The sequence below is a fragment of the Glutamicibacter sp. AOP12-B1-11 genome (assembly GCF_052379245.1).
Lineage (GTDB): Bacteria > Actinomycetota > Actinomycetes > Actinomycetales > Micrococcaceae > Glutamicibacter.
On the sequence record NZ_JBQSYL010000010.1, the window covers coordinates 70,315 to 86,531 of the forward strand.

At 65.4% G+C, this 16,217-nt stretch carries 17 protein-coding genes and 1 tRNA gene; 10 read left to right on the forward strand and 8 right to left on the reverse strand.

What is annotated here, in order from left to right; all coding sequences use genetic code 11:
• Positions 1 to 7 precede the first annotated feature (7 nt).
• Positions 8 to 685 carry a TetR/AcrR family transcriptional regulator gene (locus ACT3UQ_RS07770; RefSeq protein ID WP_105552093.1) on the reverse strand — a complete coding sequence of 226 codons (678 nt, stop codon included), beginning with the start codon at positions 683 to 685 and terminating at the stop codon, positions 8 to 10.
• A gap of 64 nt (positions 686 to 749) precedes the next feature.
• Between ACT3UQ_RS07770 and ACT3UQ_RS07775 the strand changes: the two genes are divergently transcribed.
• Genes ACT3UQ_RS07775 through ACT3UQ_RS07795 form a run of 5 tightly spaced genes read left to right on the forward strand, consistent with a single transcriptional unit; the run spans position 750 to position 5,630 of the window.
• Positions 750 to 2,045, forward strand: coding sequence for an acetyl-CoA C-acetyltransferase (locus ACT3UQ_RS07775; protein WP_444636873.1), 1,296 nt, complete (start codon positions 750 to 752; stop codon positions 2,043 to 2,045).
• Positions 2,046 to 3,383 (forward strand): 3-oxoacyl-ACP reductase, encoded by a 1,338-nt coding sequence (locus ACT3UQ_RS07780; protein WP_444636874.1) that lies wholly within the window; start codon positions 2,046 to 2,048, stop codon positions 3,381 to 3,383.
• Positions 3,384 to 4,238 (forward strand): MaoC family dehydratase, encoded by an 855-nt coding sequence (locus tag ACT3UQ_RS07785; protein ID WP_444636875.1) that lies wholly within the window; start codon positions 3,384 to 3,386, stop codon positions 4,236 to 4,238. It begins immediately after the preceding gene.
• A 55-nt stretch (positions 4,239 to 4,293) separates the two neighbouring features.
• Complete coding sequence (locus ACT3UQ_RS07790; protein ID WP_105552097.1) at positions 4,294 to 4,656, forward strand: ArsR/SmtB family transcription factor; 363 nt, start codon at positions 4,294 to 4,296, stop codon at positions 4,654 to 4,656.
• Positions 4,653 to 5,630, forward strand: coding sequence for a cation diffusion facilitator family transporter (locus ACT3UQ_RS07795; protein ID WP_308729548.1), 978 nt, complete (start codon positions 4,653 to 4,655; stop codon positions 5,628 to 5,630). Before ACT3UQ_RS07790 ends, ACT3UQ_RS07795 begins: the two co-directional genes overlap by 4 nt.
• A gap of 5 nt (positions 5,631 to 5,635) precedes the next feature.
• Here the strand turns inward: ACT3UQ_RS07795 and ACT3UQ_RS07800 are convergent, their stop codons facing one another.
• Positions 5,636 to 6,823, reverse strand: a complete 1,188-nt coding sequence (locus ACT3UQ_RS07800) for a glycosyltransferase (RefSeq protein WP_105552098.1) — start codon at positions 6,821 to 6,823, stop codon at positions 5,636 to 5,638.
• A 426-nt stretch (positions 6,824 to 7,249) separates the two neighbouring features.
• Positions 7,250 to 7,447, reverse strand: coding sequence for a type II toxin-antitoxin system HicB family antitoxin (locus ACT3UQ_RS07805; RefSeq protein ID WP_444636876.1), 198 nt, complete (start codon positions 7,445 to 7,447; stop codon positions 7,250 to 7,252).
• 223 nt (positions 7,448 to 7,670) lie between these two features.
• On the opposite strand from ACT3UQ_RS07805, the gene ACT3UQ_RS07810 reads away from it, so the two are divergent.
• A complete protein-coding gene (locus tag ACT3UQ_RS07810) occupies positions 7,671 to 7,835 on the forward strand; it encodes a hypothetical protein (protein WP_181148250.1) in 165 nt (54 codons plus the stop codon).
• 251 nt (positions 7,836 to 8,086) lie between these two features.
• On the opposite strand, the gene ACT3UQ_RS07815 is transcribed toward ACT3UQ_RS07810, so the two are convergent.
• The 5 genes from ACT3UQ_RS07815 to ACT3UQ_RS07835 form a co-directional block, all read right to left on the reverse strand.
• A complete protein-coding gene (locus tag ACT3UQ_RS07815; RefSeq protein ID WP_181148249.1) occupies positions 8,087 to 8,674 on the reverse strand; it encodes a Fic/DOC family protein in 588 nt (195 codons plus the stop codon).
• 19 nt (positions 8,675 to 8,693) lie between these two features.
• On the reverse strand, positions 8,694 to 8,867 hold the full coding sequence (locus tag ACT3UQ_RS07820) for an antitoxin VbhA family protein (RefSeq protein WP_176484109.1): 174 nt from the start codon (positions 8,865 to 8,867) through the stop codon (positions 8,694 to 8,696).
• 208 nt (positions 8,868 to 9,075) lie between these two features.
• Positions 9,076 to 9,159: transfer RNA gene (locus ACT3UQ_RS07825), tRNA-Leu, on the reverse strand.
• A 265-nt stretch (positions 9,160 to 9,424) separates the two neighbouring features.
• Entirely contained in the window at positions 9,425 to 10,087 is a 663-nt protein-coding gene (locus ACT3UQ_RS07830; RefSeq protein ID WP_105552101.1) for an NADPH-dependent F420 reductase, read from the reverse strand.
• Positions 10,088 to 10,200: 113 nt separating this feature from the next.
• Positions 10,201 to 11,502, reverse strand: coding sequence for an Nramp family divalent metal transporter (locus ACT3UQ_RS07835; RefSeq protein WP_105552102.1), 1,302 nt, complete (start codon positions 11,500 to 11,502; stop codon positions 10,201 to 10,203).
• A 263-nt stretch (positions 11,503 to 11,765) separates the two neighbouring features.
• Between ACT3UQ_RS07835 and ACT3UQ_RS07840 the strand changes: the two genes are divergently transcribed.
• The 4 genes from ACT3UQ_RS07840 (at position 11,766) to ACT3UQ_RS07855 (ending at position 16,209) form a co-directional block, all read left to right on the forward strand.
• Complete coding sequence (locus ACT3UQ_RS07840) at positions 11,766 to 12,431, forward strand: response regulator transcription factor (protein ID WP_105552482.1); 666 nt, start codon at positions 11,766 to 11,768, stop codon at positions 12,429 to 12,431.
• Positions 12,428 to 13,858: a sensor histidine kinase gene (locus ACT3UQ_RS07845; RefSeq protein WP_444636877.1), complete on the forward strand. Its 1,431-nt coding sequence runs from the start codon at positions 12,428 to 12,430 to the stop codon at positions 13,856 to 13,858. Before ACT3UQ_RS07840 ends, ACT3UQ_RS07845 begins: the two co-directional genes overlap by 4 nt.
• Complete coding sequence (locus ACT3UQ_RS07850) at positions 13,842 to 14,813, forward strand: TAXI family TRAP transporter solute-binding subunit (RefSeq protein ID WP_258133860.1); 972 nt, start codon at positions 13,842 to 13,844, stop codon at positions 14,811 to 14,813. The genes ACT3UQ_RS07845 and ACT3UQ_RS07850 overlap by 17 nt, the downstream gene beginning before the upstream one ends.
• Positions 14,814 to 14,892: 79 nt before the next feature.
• The gene (locus ACT3UQ_RS07855; RefSeq protein WP_105649141.1) at positions 14,893 to 16,209 is read left to right on the forward strand and encodes a M20/M25/M40 family metallo-hydrolase; all 1,317 of its coding nucleotides are present in this window, start codon (positions 14,893 to 14,895) and stop codon (positions 16,207 to 16,209) included.
• The last annotated feature ends 8 nt before the right edge of the window (positions 16,210 to 16,217 follow it).

Here is a 16,217-nt window from a genome sequence, read left to right on the forward strand (position 1 = left end):
TCGAATGCTAGGAGCGGGAGTTGGTGGAGATGCCGTGGGTGAGCCAGCCGCTCAGCGCCTCGGCTAGTTCGTTCAGGCTCGGCTTGCCCGGCGCCTCGGGCTGGCGCAGCCAGAGTTCCCCGGCGGAGCGGATCATGCCCAGCGCCGCGCGCGGCCAAAGCGCCGTGGCGCTGGAGGGGGCGAGCGTGTGCGCGGCGAAGTGCGCGCTGAGCCGTTCGTTCATCAGCGAGGTGACCTCGTCGAAGAAGGCGTTCAGCGCCCCGGTGGAGCCGGTGGCCGCGCGATCCGGGGCGGTGAGCACATCCGGGGTCTGCGCGGTGACGAAGAAGTACAGGTTCGGACTGCCCTTGGCCAATTCCAAATAAGCGGTGACCATCGCGCGCAGCGCCCCGGCCTCGTCGCCCTCGGCGAGCCCGGCGGCGATGATGGAGTCGCGGAAGTCGGAGATGACCACGGCGCCCAGCGCCTGGCGCAGGCCCTCCTTGTCGCCGAAGTAGCGGTAGTACACCGGCTTGGAGGTTTTGGCGTGCGCCGCGATCTCCTCCATGGAGACCTGCGGGCCGAGCTTGTGCACCGCCTTACGGGCGAGCTTGAGCAGCTCCTCGTGGCGTTGGCTGCGGTGCGCCTGCCAGCGGGCCGAACGCCCGTCGGTAGCCGAGTCGATATCTGGGGTGATCTTGTTCACGTAACCCAGAGTATCATGTACTCTTGGTTACAGTAATACTTCTCACAACCCTAGGAGTTCCTTCATGGCCGACCAGCCAGTGCGCAATGCAGTCATCATCGGTGGCAACCGCATTCCCTTCGCCCGTTCGAACACCGCCTACGTCAACGTCTCGAACCAGGACATGTTCACCGCAGCACTGGAAGGCCTGGTGGCCCGCTTCGGCCTGCAGGGTGCGCGCCTGGGCGCCGTGGCCGGCGGCGCGGTGCTCAAACACTCCAAGGACTTCAACCTGGTCCGCGAGTCGGTGCTCGGCAGCTCGCTGGACGCCGCCACCCCGGCCTACGACGTGCAGATGGCCTGCGCCACCGGCATGGAGGCCATCGGCTCGCTGGCCAACAAGATCAAGCTCGGCCAGCTCGACTCGGCCATCGGCGGCGGGGTGGACACCACCAGTGACGCGCCGATCGTCGTCTCCGAGGGGCTGCGCGCGGTGCTGCTGGAACTCTCCCGCGCGCGCAGCACCAAGGCCAAGCTCACCGCCCTGTCCAAGCTGCGCCCGGCGCATCTGGCCCCCTCGGCTCCGGGCACCGGCGAACCGCGCACCGGGCTGTCCATGGGCGAGCACCAGGCGATCACCACCCACGCCTGGGGCATCACCCGGGTGGAACAGGACGAGCTGGCGCTGGCCAGCCACCAGAATCTGGCCGCCGCCTACGAGCGCGGCTTCTTCGACGACCTGCTCACCGCGTTCAACGGCCTGGCCAGAGACAATAACCTGCGTCCCGACTCGAGCATGGAAAAGCTGGCCAAGCTCAAGCCGGCCTTCGGCAAAACCCTGGGCGAGGAGGCGACGATGACCGCGGCGAACTCCACCCCGCTGACCGACGGCGCCTCCGCGGTGCTGCTGGGCAGCGAAGAGTTCGCCGCGGACAACGACCTGCCGATGCTGGCGAACTTCGTGGACTTCGAGGCCGCCGCGGTGGACTTCGTGCACGGCGCCGAGGGGCTGCTGATGGCCCCGGCCTACGCCACCGCCCGGCTGCTGGAGCGCAATAACCTCACCCTGGGCGACTTCGACTTCGTCGAGATCCACGAGGCCTTCGCCGGCACCGTGCTCGCCACGCTGAAGGCCTGGGAATCGGAGGAGTTCTGCCGCGAAAAGCTCGGGCTGGATGCGCCGCTGGGCTCCATCGACCGGGCTAAGCTGAACGTCAACGGCTCCTCGCTGGCCGCCGGGCACCCGTTCGCCGCCACCGGCGGGCGGCTGATCGCCAGCACCGCGAAAATGCTGCATGAAAAGGGGTCGGGGCGCGCACTGATTTCGGTGTGCGCCGCCGGCGGACAGGGCGTAGTGGCAATCTTGGAGGCACGAAGCTAAATGGCAGATAAGTACCTGGAACTAGTTAATAGCGGAATGACCAAGAAGCTGGCCAAGCTGCTCGGGCTGCCCCGTCCGCCGCGGCTGCGCCGCTACACCCCGGACACCGCGCTGCTGCCCGGCCCGGTGCTGGTGCTCGGCGCCTCCGCACGCGCCCAACAGCTGTGCGACACCCTGGTCTCCTGGGGGCTGGACGTACGCCGGCACGACGCGGGGCAGAGCAAACTCGGCGGGATCGTGCTGCTGCTCGATGAGCTCACCGACCCCGAACAGCTCTCGGAGCTGATGCTGAGTACCGGCGCCGCGCTGCGCCAGCTGGTCCCCGGGGCGCGCCTGGTCTCCTTCTCCCGTCCCGCGCTGGCCGAGAATGCTCCCGCGGTGGCCGCGGTGCGCCAGGGCATCGATGGGGTCATCCGTTCGCTTGGACGCGAAATGCGCGCCGGGGCCACGGCCAACGGCATCGTGCTGGAAAACGAAACCCAGCTGGACAGCCCGAGTGCGCTGGGCGCGCTGCGCTTCTTCTTCTCAGGGCGCAGCGCCTATGTGGACGGCCAATTCTTGGGCGTGCGGAACGCGCAGGGGGAGCTTCCGGCAGATTTCCGGGCACCGCTGAGCGGCAAGGTCGCGGTGGTCACCGGCGCCGCCCGCGGCATCGGCGCGGACATCGCCCGCACGCTGGCCCGCGATGGGGCGCAGGTGGTGCTGGTGGATATGCCGGCCGCCGGGGATGCGCTGGCCAAGGTGGCCAACGAGGTCGGCGGCACCACCTTGCAGCTGGATGTCACCGCCACGGACGCCGGGACGCGGATCCTGGATCACGCCCTGTCCCGGCACGGCGGGCTGGATCTGGTGGTGCACAACGCCGGCATCACCCGGGACAAGCTGCTGGCGAATATGGACGCCGGGCGCTGGGACTCGGTGATCGCGGTGAACATCTCCGCCCAGCTGCGCATGAACGAGGTCTTCCTCGCCGCGAAGCTGCCGGGTCTGCGCGTGGTCTCGCTGGCCTCCACCTCCGGGATCGCCGGCAACCGCGGGCAGACGAACTATGCGGCGAGCAAGGCCGGGGTGATCGGCATGGTGCGCGCCAGCGCGGGGCTGTTCGCCGAGCACGGCGGCTCGATCGCCGCGGTGGCCCCCGGGTTCATCGAAACCGAGATGACCGCGAAGATCCCGCTGGGCACCCGCACGGTGGCGCGCCTGGTGCTGCCCTCGCTGATGCAGGGCGGATTGCCGGTGGACGTGGCCGAGGCCATCGCCTTCCTCGGCTCCGACGCGGCGGCCGGGCTGAACGGTTCGACCTTGCGCGTCTGCGGCCAGTCGCTGGTGGGTGCCTAGATGGGCGCCGAACTAGTCACCGAAATCCCGACTATGGCCGCGGTCTATGCCCGGGCGGTGAAAACCCTCACGCGGAAGCCGAAAAATCCGGTGCTGCCCGAGGTGACGCTGATCTTCCAAGGCGCCCGCGCGGATCAAGCGAAACTGGCCGCCTACCGCCAGGCGGTGAGCGCGCCGGTCAACGGCAAGCTTCCGAGCCTGTACGTGCACTCGCTGGCCTTCCCGCTGGCCATGTCGCTGATGCTGCGCGGTGACTTCCCGCTGCCGCTGCTGGGCATGATCCACCTGGGCAACCAGGTCTCGGTCATCGAGCCGCTGGGCCAGGAGGAGGTCTTCGACGTCGAGGTGAATGCCGAAAACCTGGTGCCGCACGCCAAGGGGGCCTGCTGCGATCTGGTGGTGAAGATCGTGGTCGCCGGGGAAACCCGGCTCACGCTGCGCAGCACCTTTCTGGCCAAGGGCGTCAGGCTGGGCGGAGAAACTCCGGCTAAGGCCCATGAGCCCTTTGTGCCGCCGCAACGCACCGCCGCCTGGAAACTGGACGGCGGCACCGGACGGCGCTGGGCCGCGGTGGCGGGGGACTACAACCCGATTCACCTCAGCCCGCTGAGCGCCAAGGCCTTGGGCATGCCCGGGGCCATCGCGCACGGCATCTACCTGGCCGCCCGCGCGCTGGCGGCGATCGAGCCCGCCAGCGGGAACTACGAGTGGGAGATCGAATTCCATACTCCGGTGGTGCTGCCGGCCGTCGTGGACTTGGCCTTTGCGCCCAGCGCCACGGGGTTCGCGGTGCAGGGCTGGAATCCGCGCAGGGGCAAGCCGCACTTCGAGCTGCGGCTGACCCGCGAGGTCTAGCGCCCGCTGGCGGCGGGCCCTAGCCGGGAAAGGCCTGTAATGCCATAATGTGCGTATGAATGCAGATAAGAGAGTTTGTTCGCTGCAGGTCGACAGCCAGTATGTGGAACTCGCGGTAGAGGTCTTCTCCATGCTCGCCGACGCCACCCGGGTACGGATCATCCTGGCCCTGCGCGAAGGTGAAATGGCGGTGGGCGCGCTGGCCGGCATCGTGGGCAAATCCCCGGCTGCGGTCTCCCAGCATCTGGCCAAGATGCGGCTGGCCCGGATGGTTTCCACCCGCCAGGACGGCACCAAGGTGCTGTACCGGCTGGAGAACGAGCATGCCAGGAAGCTGGTGGCCGACGCGATCTACCAGGCCGAGCATGCCCTGGGCGGCGTGCCCGCGCACCACCGCGGCGAGCGAGCTACGCCGTGAACGCCACCGCTGACCACGTGCACACGCACCGCACCGGTTTCAAGGGGTGGCTGATCGAGCTGTTCATGCCGCATAGCCACGATGCCGCCGATTCCATCGACGACGCCATGGAGGCCAACCGGGAGGGCATCCGCGCGCTGAAGCTGAGCATGGTGATCCTGCTGGCCACCACGGTGCTGCAGGTGATCGTGGTGGTCTTCAGCGGGTCCGTGGCGCTTCTGGCCGACACCATCCACAACTTCTCCGATGCGCTGACCGCCGTGCCGCTGTGGATCGCGTTCATTCTGGGCCGCAAGGCGGCGGGCAAGCGCTATACCTACGGCTACGGGCGGGCCGAGGACCTGGCTGGGCTGTTCATCGTGCTGGTCATTGCGCTGTCCGCGGTGCTCGCCGCCTGGCATTCGATCGAGCGGCTGGTCAACCCGCAGCCGCTGCAGAACCTGTGGTGGGTGCTCGCCGCGGGGGTGATCGGCTTCGCCGGCAATGAGCTGGTGGCGGTCTACCGGATCCGGGTCGGGCAGAAGATCGGCTCGGCCGCGCTGGTGGCCGACGGGGTGCATGCGCGCACCGACGGCTTCACCTCCCTGGCCGTGGTCTTCGGCGCGGTGGGCGTGATGCTCGGCTTCCCGCTGGCCGATCCGGTCATCGGCCTGCTGATTTCCGCGGCGATCCTGGTGCTGCTCGCCGGGACGGTCAAAAGCATCGGCCGGCGGCTGATGGACGGCATCGAGCCCGAACTGGTTTCCCGCGCGCAGACCGCGCTGGCGGGCGCTCCCGGGGTGCTGGAAGTCGCGCGGCTGCAATTGCGTTGGGTGGGGCACCGGCTGCAGGGCAGCTCAACGATCCTCGTCGCCGACGCGCCACTCTCGCAGATCCAAGGGATCACCGCCGAGGCCGAGCTCCGTTTAGCCGCGGCGCTGCCCAAGCTCGAGGACATGGTGATCACCGCGTCCACCGGCGAGCCGCGGCGCTGAACCGCTTAGGAACGGCATTGGCAGGACATGCGGTAACTGGCCAGCGTGGACACCGCGGCCCGCTCCCAGGTGAATTCGCCCGAATGCTCCAGGGCCGCATGCCCGGCCCGGGTCACCCGCGCCGGATTGCGGGCCAGTTCGATCAGCTGCTGCGCCCACAGTTGTGCCGAGGGTTCGGGAATCAGCCAGCCCGAAACCCCATCGTCCACCGCGTAGCCCAATCCGCCGACCCGATTGGCCAGCACCGGAGTGCCGCAGGCCTGCGCCTCGGCGGCGACCAGCCCGAAGGTCTCCGAAAGCGATGGCACGGCGACCACATCGGCGTTGGCGAAAACCGCTGCCAGTTCGGCCGGCTGCAGCGGACCGAAGAAGCTCAAGCGCTCGGCGACGCCTTCGCGGCGGCCCAGGGCGGGCAGGTCGTATTCGCCGCCGCCGGACAGCGCGCCGAAGAGCGAGGCGGTAATGCGCAGCTCGGGTGCGCTGCGCTGGGCAATGCCCAGCGCCTCGATGAGCAGGTGCGCCCCCTTCAGCCGCTGCATGCGCCCGGCATAGACCAGATGCAGGTCATCCTCGCCCAAAGGGCGGGCAAGCTTGTCCTGCTCCGGGTGGAAAATGCGGTGGTCGACCCCCGGGAGCACCACGTCGAGCCGCTCGCGTTCGAGCCGGTAGAAGCGCTCGAGCTGGGCGGCCTCGACGGGGGTATTGGCGATCACCCGGTCGGCCTGGGCCAGCAATGCCCGCTCGGATTCCTTGCGCAGCTCCGGCTCGGGTAGTCCGGACTCGAACTCCTTGGCCGCCGCCGAGGTGTGCATGGTGAGCACCAGCGGCACCTGCCACGCCGCGGCAAGCTGCCGCCCGACCAGGCCCGAAAGCCAATAGTGCGCGTGCACGATGTCGATCTTCAGCTCGCTCAAATGAGCGGCGATCCGCTCGGCGGCCGCATCGATGATACCCGGCAGTTCGTCCTTGCTCAGCACCTGGCCGGCGGCGACCTGCACCTGATGCATCCACACGCCCGGGGTTACTTCGGCGCTGCTGCTTGGCTCGGCGGTGCGGGTGAGCATATGCACCTCGTGCCCCAGCGCACCGAGGGCATAGGAGAGATTCTGGATGTAGACGTTCATGCCTCCGGCGTCTCCGGACCCGGGCTGCTGCATGGGGGAGGTGTGCAGGGAGAGCATGGCGATGCGCATGAAAAGAGGCTCCAGCCGGATCGGGGATAAGACCGTAGGACAAATGAGGGTCGAGTCGATATTACCAATAGCCGCGATGGGTTGGTTCGGCCTGGCTCGGCGTGCAGCGGATTGGTGGACGGGCAGGCGGTGCAACCAGAACGCCCACGCGTATAAGGCTGCTACCGGTCGACTAGATAATGAAGGGCGATGAGCCGATTCCAGCAACTTTTCGCTCAACTGCGTGCCCACCTAGCGAGTTCTGGAGAGTTGACCTTGGATTCGGTCAGCATTCAAGGGTCGGTATGTCCGGTCAAATGAAACGAATGCCCCGTACGAATTCGATCGCGATATCGAAGCGCTGATGGTTTAGGCAGCGCCGGGCATGCCATAGCAACTGGGCTGGCCGTGCAAAGGATGGTGCAAACTTCGGGCCCAACGTGGAAGCTAGTCGCCGTCGTCCAATTCGATAACACTTGCCACGGTCACGCTCGCAATGTCGACGCCGGTCAGGTCGGCCACCACCGAACGTGCCATATACGGCACTTCCTCCCAGGTTTTTGCCTGAGTCAAAGCGCCTTCAACGTCGGGAACGCTGACCGAATAAATGTCGTCGGCGTGTACGTACCGAACTTCAATCTCCATGACCAAAGTATGACCCTAGCGGGCAGGTGAAACAAGGACGGATTGGCCAAATGAGCGCGGTGAATTTTTAGGGTTTGCAACTGAACTATTGCAGCGCGATTGGAGCCATCCTGCCGCATTGGTTTCAGTGGAAAATGAAAACTCTCGTGAACCAAATGTAACAAGGCTTTTTGTGCTGAACCGGAATGTTTGGGACCAGCCGCGATTGTTGAAGTGGACGTCCGTGGCATTTATGCAGCTACTTCCGAAACGTGAACGCGACGCTGCCGGCTATTTCCCGCACCGAGCCCATGACCACGCAGACGAACTGAACCTTATCGTTGAATCGAACGTGCCGGGAGTCCGCAAAAAGTTATTCGAGGGCTACCTGGACTTCCTAGACGCCTAGCAGGGTTTCCCATACTTGCACCATGGCTAAAACAACTTACACGACGGTCACGGACGTTGCGGTGCTCGGAGTAGATCAGTGGTCGCCCTCCCGAGGAGTCAGCGAAGTCATGCAAGACCTACTTGGACAGCTGGCAACCGCTAGCTCACCTGATCCCACGCATCGACGGGCAGACCGAAGGCGGGGACTCAGGGCCAATGAAAGTAGCAGATGCGGTAAATAAATCACCGTGCAACGGTACGTGGAACAATTCAGGTTCTTAAAACCGGGGGTACGGCCGTGACACATTTATCCAGAGCCCGACGCAAAGGCTCTAGATTCAGATCTTCCCTTGCGATTCTACTTGTCTCGTTCAATTCGTTACCTTGTATAGGCTGCCAAACCAAATACCAACCGGCGGAAAACGCTATTCTCGACCAGTAAGTTCGTTGCACTCTGCCATTTCCTTCACGGAACGGGTGAATGTGGTTGAGCTCGTCGTAGAATTTCGCAAGTGAATCAATGAATTCTTCTTTCTCCAAGTCTTTGAGATGGTTGCGATTCGCCAGCTCGGACATGACATTGTCGATAAGAAAGGGAATGTGAGAACTGGGCGCAAAAAATTGCCCTGAACCCCGCCGCATATTGATGGTACGGTACTCGCCGGCCCAATCGTAAACATCTTGAAATAGATGCCTGTGGAGGCCTCTTATTTCCCAGGCATCTCGAGTTGGTTCCACTAGTTCATGGTCGCGAAGTTGAACGACACGTGCGTGGAATAGGTCGGCTTCAGCCTTAGCGAGCGCTTGATACGAGTCGGCCCCGACTAAGTTCCTCAGAACTCCATCGGGGCTGGTCAAATATGGATCCTCGATACTACTACTTGAGGCCATATCGTTCCCGGGTAATCCTCACTAGCTCATCTGCAGTGATATCACCCGCAACGTAATTTTTTGATTCTTCAGCATATTCCGAGCTGACGGTTAAACCTTCAAGGTATACGCTGTGAGTGGCTTCTTCCACCCAACCAGATCGCATTTCAAGTGTAGACATGTGCGCTCCTGCAAGTGTTGGTGTCTACTATTCTACCGGCGCCGGGATGCTAATCCAACTAAGACGAGCGGGTTTTCGCCTGAATAACTGAGCCGGAGCTGAGATGAATCCTCGGTGATCGCCTAGTTGGGACTTAACCCTCAGATTGCCGACGGTAGTAGTTATAAAAAATCCCCGGTTGACCGAAGTCAACCGGGGATTTCACCTGTGCGCGAAAGGGGACTTGAACCCCTACCCCCTTGCGAGGACTAGCACCTCAAGCTAGCGCGTCTACCTATTCCGCCACCCGCGCAGGTTATGCGTTGTCTGCGTTGTTATCGCTGGCAACGAAGTAAAACTTTACCACCGTCCGGCGGCGTTTGCCAATCGGGCAGGATTGGCCACCAGGGCTCCAAAATCCGCGGAATCATGCGGGAAACTCGGGTTTGATCAGTAGTTTCGCATTAATTTTCACCGAATCAGTGTTGAGCGTCACAGCAAAACGGCCGATTTCTGGGCTCTGGCGAAGGTTTGCGCCACCCTGTCGCCGTGGTCCAGTTTGTTCTGCCGGATGCGGCTTAGGCCTGCACGATCTCCCGTAGCTGCTCGGCGCCAAGTACCTGATTGAAGATCTCGCCCTCCGGTTCCATCCAGCGGCCGGCGGCAAGATCGGCCAGGCGAACGGGCTCGTAGCCCAGCGCGCTGATCAAAGCCGCGGCGAGCCCGGCGCCTTCGGGATCATCGGTGGCGATCGCGAGCGCGCGTCGTTGTTCGGTCTTTGCCGCTCCGTCGGAGTCCAAATCCCAGTGGCTGATGTGGTTCAGCGCCTTGACGACCCGGGACTCCGGGAAATGCGCGGCGATGGCCTCGGAACTGGATAGCCCGGCCCGCAGGCTGAGTTCGAGCCAGTCGGGCAAGGGCTCGTCCTGCCAGCGGTTTGTCGCATCCAGCAGCACCAGATCCGCCAGGCTGTCCTGCGCCACCTCGTCCAGGTCCTCCTGGGGGACCATGAGGACGACGAGGTCGACGCCCGCACCGATGTCTTGGGCCGGCACCGCCTGGGCCTGCGGAGCATACTGGGCCAGATGGTATTTCATCTGGCCCACGGGCCGTGAGGAGGCGATGTTCACCGCGATGCCGGCCGACGCGGCCGCACGAGCCAAGGCGGTGCCCGCCCGGCCGGCACCCAGGATGCCAATGCGTTCAATTTCTGCCACCGCTGGGTGTGGACTCTGGCCCATATGGATCCTCCTAGCTTCGTACTTGAAGCCTAACCGCAGTTGCCGGGTTGGCGCATGAAAAAGGCCACCGGCCCGAGTATGGAACTCGGGCCGGTGGCCTAGATGGAGATTGGCTAACCGCCGAAGAGCGGAGCGATGTTCTTCCAGAGCTGCTGGAGGCCCAGCGAGATGAACAGCAGCGCGGTAATGCCCAGCGCCGTGTTGGTGTGCCAGCGGTTCGCCCATCCCTTGGGGATGCGCTTGCCGTTGAGCAGGCCCAGCAGGGTGATCGCCAGGAACGGCATGAACAGCGAGCCGAGCACGCCGTAGGCGAGAATCAGCGCGATGGGCTTGTCCAAAAGGAACAGCACCATTGGCGGGAAGGTCAGCCAGAGGACGTAGAACTTGAAGTACTTGCCGCCGGTCAGCGTGTCCTTGTGGCCGGCGGGCTTCTTGCGCATGTGGCCCCAGAAGTCGGCGAACATCAACGATACGCCGTTCCACACGCCAATGATCGAGGAGAACGAGGCGGCCCAGAAGCCCACCAGGAATCCGGTGCCGACGAACGTTCCGTAGCGCTCGTTCAGCACCTCGCCCAGGTCCAGCAGGCCGCGGTCGCCAGCGGAGATCGATACCCCGGCCGAGCGAACGACCTCGGCGCCGACCACGAGCATGGCGAGCACGAAGATGCCGGTCATCACGTAGGCCATCGAGTTGTCGATGCGCATCACGCGCATCCACTTCGGGGTGTTCCAGCCCTTTTCACGCAGCCAGTAGCCATAGGCGGCCAGGGTGATGGTGCCGCCGACGCCGCCGGCCAGAGCCAGGGTGTAGACCACGCCGCCGGACGGGATCATCGGCACCAGGCCCTTGAGCATTTCCGGCACGTTCGGCACGGCGATGATCGCCAAGCCGACGACGGTGACGAACATGATGCCCACGAGGACCGCGGTGACCTTCTCGAAGAAGGAGTAGCGGCCGAACCAGACCATGGCGAAGCCGGCAAGGCCCATCAGCACGGCCCATATCTTGAGGTCCACTGCGGGGAAGAGGGCCGCCAGCGGCATCGCCGCCGAGCTCATCGCGGTGGCGCCGTAAACGAAGCCCCAGAGGATGATGTAGGGACCGAAGTACCAGGTGGTCCAGCGGCCCAGGGACTTCCAGCCCTCGAAGATCGTCCGGCCGGTGGCCAGCGTGTAGCGTCCGGCGCCTTCGACCAGAACGATCTTCAGGATGACGCCCAGGATCACCGCCCACAGCAGGGCGTAGCCGTACTGGCTGCCGGCCACCAGGGTCGCGACCATATCGGCGGCGCCCACACCGGTTGCCGCGACAACCAGTCCGGGGCCGACAATCTTCCATTTTGGTGCTCTGCCGCCGTCGTGGTCGGCGTGCACCGGCGCGCTCTCGGCGCCCGGTTGATGCTGTTCGGCCATGAATGAAGTCCTTAAAGTTTTTGCTCGTATCCGGTGCGAGTACCGGGATGCCTCGGACCAGCGGGTGTGAGCAAGAATCGACGTTGATCTTCATCACTGCCACTAGAGAGACAGATCTAATGTATGGGTGATGCGCGACATAACCAAGGCGTGCGCCAACTCTTAAGTGAATCTTAGGAAAGCAGCGGGCCGGCAAGCCGCCGAAACCAGCTGATAAAGTGCTTCACAGTGCGTGGTGCACCAAGATTTGAAAGGACGTGGCCTTGCAGCTGCTCATCGTCGAGGATGACGACGCCGTCTCCACGGCCCTTGCCGACGCCGTCGCAGCTGCCGGGCACACCGCCGAATGCGTCACCCGCGGGGAGGACGCGTTGCTGCGGCACCGCGAGGCGGACATGATCCTGCTGGACCTCGGCCTGCCGGATATGGATGGGCTGGAGGTGCTGCGCAAGCTGCGCCTGGTGACCACCACCCCGGTGGTGATCCTCAGCGCCCGCAACGACGAACGCAGCGTGGTGCGCGGGTTGCGCCAAGGCGCCGACGACTATCTGGTCAAGCCGATCGGGTTGACGGTGCTGCTCGCGCGCATCGAGGCGGTGGCCCGCCGGTCGCGGATGAGCTCACCGGTCAGCGCCCTGCTGCAGGTAGGGGAGCTGGGCATCGACCTGGACAAACGCGAGGCCCGGTTGGGGGCGCGGGCGCTGAACCTGACCGCCAAGGAATTCGACCTGCTCGCGCTGCTGGCCAAGCATGCCGGCTCGGTGGTCACCCGGGAGCAGATCCTTGATGCCCTCTGGGGAGATGCCTTCGTAGCCGTTTCCCGCTCGCTGGACGTGCACCTGACCGGATTGCGCGCCAAGCTCGAGCGTCCCGGAATGATCATCAACGTCCGCGGTGTCGGCTACCGCCTCGAGGCAAACCTCCAATGAGATTGCGCGTCATCGCCATTCTGGGATCGCTGCTGGCCCTGCTGGTCGTGATCGTCTCCGCGGTGCTGATGCAGAGCGCGAGCGTGGATGCGGCCCAGGAGCTGCGGCTGAGCCGCGAAGCGTCGCTGAATAGATTCATCCAGTTGGGCGCCCAGGCCGAAGCCGAGGCCGAGCACGGCAAGCTGCAGCTGGAAATGGACACCTATTCCAAGCTCTATGACGAGGCTCTGCTGGTGCGCCTGGGCACCGAAACGCTGACCTCCGGCCAGCTCGATCCCACCAGGCCGGAGGTGGCGCGGGCCTTGGAGAATACCGAGCTGAACCTCGCGCATACCGACATCCCCGCGATCAACCCCTTCGCCACCGGCAATGCGCTGATCGCGCGCCCTTTCGGCAATTCCACCCAGGTGCTCGGCTCGGCGCTGCTGGAAGTCAACCTCGACATCTCCCGCCGGTTGGTGCTGCAGCGATGGATCTGGGTGGTGCTGTTGAGCATCGCGGCCGGGGCGGGGCTGCTGCTGCTCGCGGACCGGGTCACCGCCTGGGTGCTCAAGCCGATCCACCGGCTCAATGAAGCGACCAAGGAACTGGCCAAGACGAAGACCTCGACCCCCTTGGAAGCCGCCGGGCCTCCGGAGCTGCGCGAATTGGCGCATTCCTTCAGCAAGATGTCCGATGCGATGACCGCGAGCCTGGCCCAGCAGCGGGAGCTGATTGCCGAAACCTCGCACCAGCTGCGCAATCCCGTGGCGGCGCTGCGCCTGCGGGTGGATCTGCTGAAGCTGCGCCTCCCAGCGGCTGCGGATCCGCAGGCGGTGCAGGCCGTGGAGAAGGAACTGCACCGGGTGGAGTCGCTGCTGGACGCGGTGCTCCGGCTGGCCAGCGCGGATCATCGGCTCTCCGAGCAGGCGGCGGACCGCACCCCGGCTGCCCGCACGGCGGAGGTCGAAACGGTCAAGGTGCGCGAACTGCTGATCGAGGAAATCGAGCGGCAGTCTTCGGCGGCCCGGCAAAGCGGCACCCAGCTGCTGCTGGAATCCGGGAACGAACCGGAGGTCCTGCTGGCCTGCAACGGGTTCGAGCTGCAGCAGATGCTCGCCGAACTCTATGAGAACTGCCTGAAATATGCCGCCGGGACGCCGATCGAAACCACCCTGCGGGCCACGCCTGAACTCGTCGAGATCAGCATCCGCGACCACGGCCCCGGGCTGAGCGAAGCACAGCTAGCGCAGGTGTCCGAGCGGTTCTGGCGCGCGGACCCGGCCGGGGCGACCCCCGGCACCGGGTTGGGCATGGCGATCGTGGAGCGCCTGGCCCGCGCCAACGCCGGAGAGCTGCGCGTCGCGGCGGCCGAAGGCGGAGGGCTGTGCTTCAGCCTGCTGATGCCACGCGGCCAGGCGCCGGGCGGGGGTGGCCAAGCTGGCTGAGCACCGGAACCCGAGCCGGCGCAGCGTGCTGCGCTGGGCCGGGCTGGGCGCCCTGGGCCTGCCGGCGCTGGCCTCCTGCACCAGGGGCGCGCTGATCGAGCGGCTGGATGTGGCCGGCGGCGAAAGCGGGGGCATGTACTTTGAATTCGCCAACCTGCTCGCCGCGGCCCTGGTCCGCTACGGCATCGCCGCGCACTCGGAAGCCCTGGTGACCGAGGCGAGCGTCGAAAACCTCGAGCTGCTGGAGAACGGGAAGGCCGGGCTCTCGCTGGCGCTGGCGGACACCGTGGCCCAGCACGAGCGCTCCGCGGATTCCTCGCTGGTCGCGCTGGGCCGGGTCTACCAGAACTACTACCACTGCATCGTGCGCCGCGGGAGCCGGATCCGCTCGCTGGCGGACCTCTCCGGCCAGCGGCTGGGCACCGGGGCGCCGGGGTCGGGCACCTGGGTGACCGGGCAGCGCATCCTGTCCGCCGCCGGGCTGGACGAGGAGGGAACCCAGCCCAGAGAACGCCAACTGGGCTATGTGGCCGGACTGCAGGCCCTGGAAGCAGGGGAGATCGATGCGCTCCTGCTTTTCGGCGGCATCCCGGTCAGCTCCATCACGGCGTTGGGGCGGACTATGCAGCTCCGGCTGATCGATCTGGCGGGGGTGCTGCCGGCCTTGCGCGCGGAGCATCCGCGGCTCTACGAGCATGTGATCATCCCGCGTCATACCTATCCGGGGGTGGCCGAGGTGGACACCGTGGGAGTGGCGAACCTGCTGATGGCCAACGCCGCGCTGCCGGCCCCGGTGGCGGCGGGAATCGTGGAGCTCTTGGTGGACCATGCGCGCGAACTGATCCCGCGCAATAGCGCCGGCATCCAATACCTCACCCCCGATACGCTGATCTCCACCGGCGGGCAGCGGCTGCATCCGGCGGCCGCAACCACCTACCGCAGGCTCCATGGCTAGCGCGGCCAACGCGCCATGGGCCGTGGGGAACTAGGGTGGATAGCAACCGAGGCCGCCACCGCGAACAGAGGATCCAAAGATGCCGAGCACGCACGCCTATGAGCTTATGCAAGAAGAAGTGGTGCAGATCTGCCGCAAGCTGATCAGCATCGACACCACCAACTTCGGCGAGAACAACAGCCGCGGCGAACGCGAGGCCGCCGACTACATCGCGGGGCTGTTCGCCGAGGTCGGCCTGGCCTCGACAATCCACGAATCCGCGCCGGGACGCGCGAACCTGATCGCCAGGATCCCCGGCAGCGACCCGAGCCTGCCGGCGCTGGTGGTGCATGGGCACCTGGACGTGGTCCCGGCGATCGCCGCGGACTGGTCCGTGGACCCCTTCGGCGCCGAGCTCATCGACGGCATGATCTGGGGCCGCGGGGCGGTGGACATGAAGGGCATGGACGCGATGATCGTCGCGGTGATCCGGCGGCTGATGCGCGAGCGGATCAGCCCGCGCCGGGATCTGGTCATCGCCTTCTTCGCCGACGAGGAGGCCGGCAGCGACTGGGGCTCGATGTGGATGGTGGAGCAGCATCCGGAGGTCTTCGCCGGGGCCGGGGAAGCGATCAGCGAGGTCGGCGGATTCTCCACCGAGATCGCCGGGCAACGCGCCTACCTGGTGCAAACCGCGGAGAAGGGCATCGCCTGGATCAAGCTCGCCGCGCACGGGGTGGCCGGACACGGCTCGCAGCTCAATCCGCGCAACGCGGTGACGGCCCTGGCCGCCGCGGTGGCCCGGATCGGTGAATACCAGTGGCCACTGTCCTACACGAAAACCACCCGCGCGCTCTTCGAGGAGCTGGCGGTCATCTGCGGCACCGAATTCGACGAAGCGAACCCCGCACCGCTGCTGCAGGCCTTGGGGGATACCAGCCGCTTCGTCGGCGCCACCCTGCAGAACACCTCAAACCCCTCGGTGCTCAAGGCCGGCTACAAGCACAATGTGCTGCCCGGCTATGCCGAGGCGCTGATCGATTGCCGCACCCTGCCCATGGAGCACGAATCCACCATCGAGAAACTGCGCGAGCTGGCCGGCGAGCACGTGGAGCTCACGCTGCTCCAAGACCAGCAGTCGCTGGAGGTGCACTTTGGCGGCGAGCTGGTCGATTCGATGGTTCAGGCGCTGGTGGCCGAGGACCCCGAGGCGGTGGTCCTGCCCTACATGCTCTCCGGCGGCACCGACAATAAGGCGCTGGCGAAGCTGGGGATCACCGGCTACGGTTTTGCCCCCTTGCAGCTGCCCAAGGATCTTGATTTCACCGGAATGTTCCACGGAGTTGACGAGCGGGTGCCGATCTCGGCGCTGCAGTTCGGAACCCGCGTCCTTGACCGACTATTGCGCAACTACTAGGAGTAGCC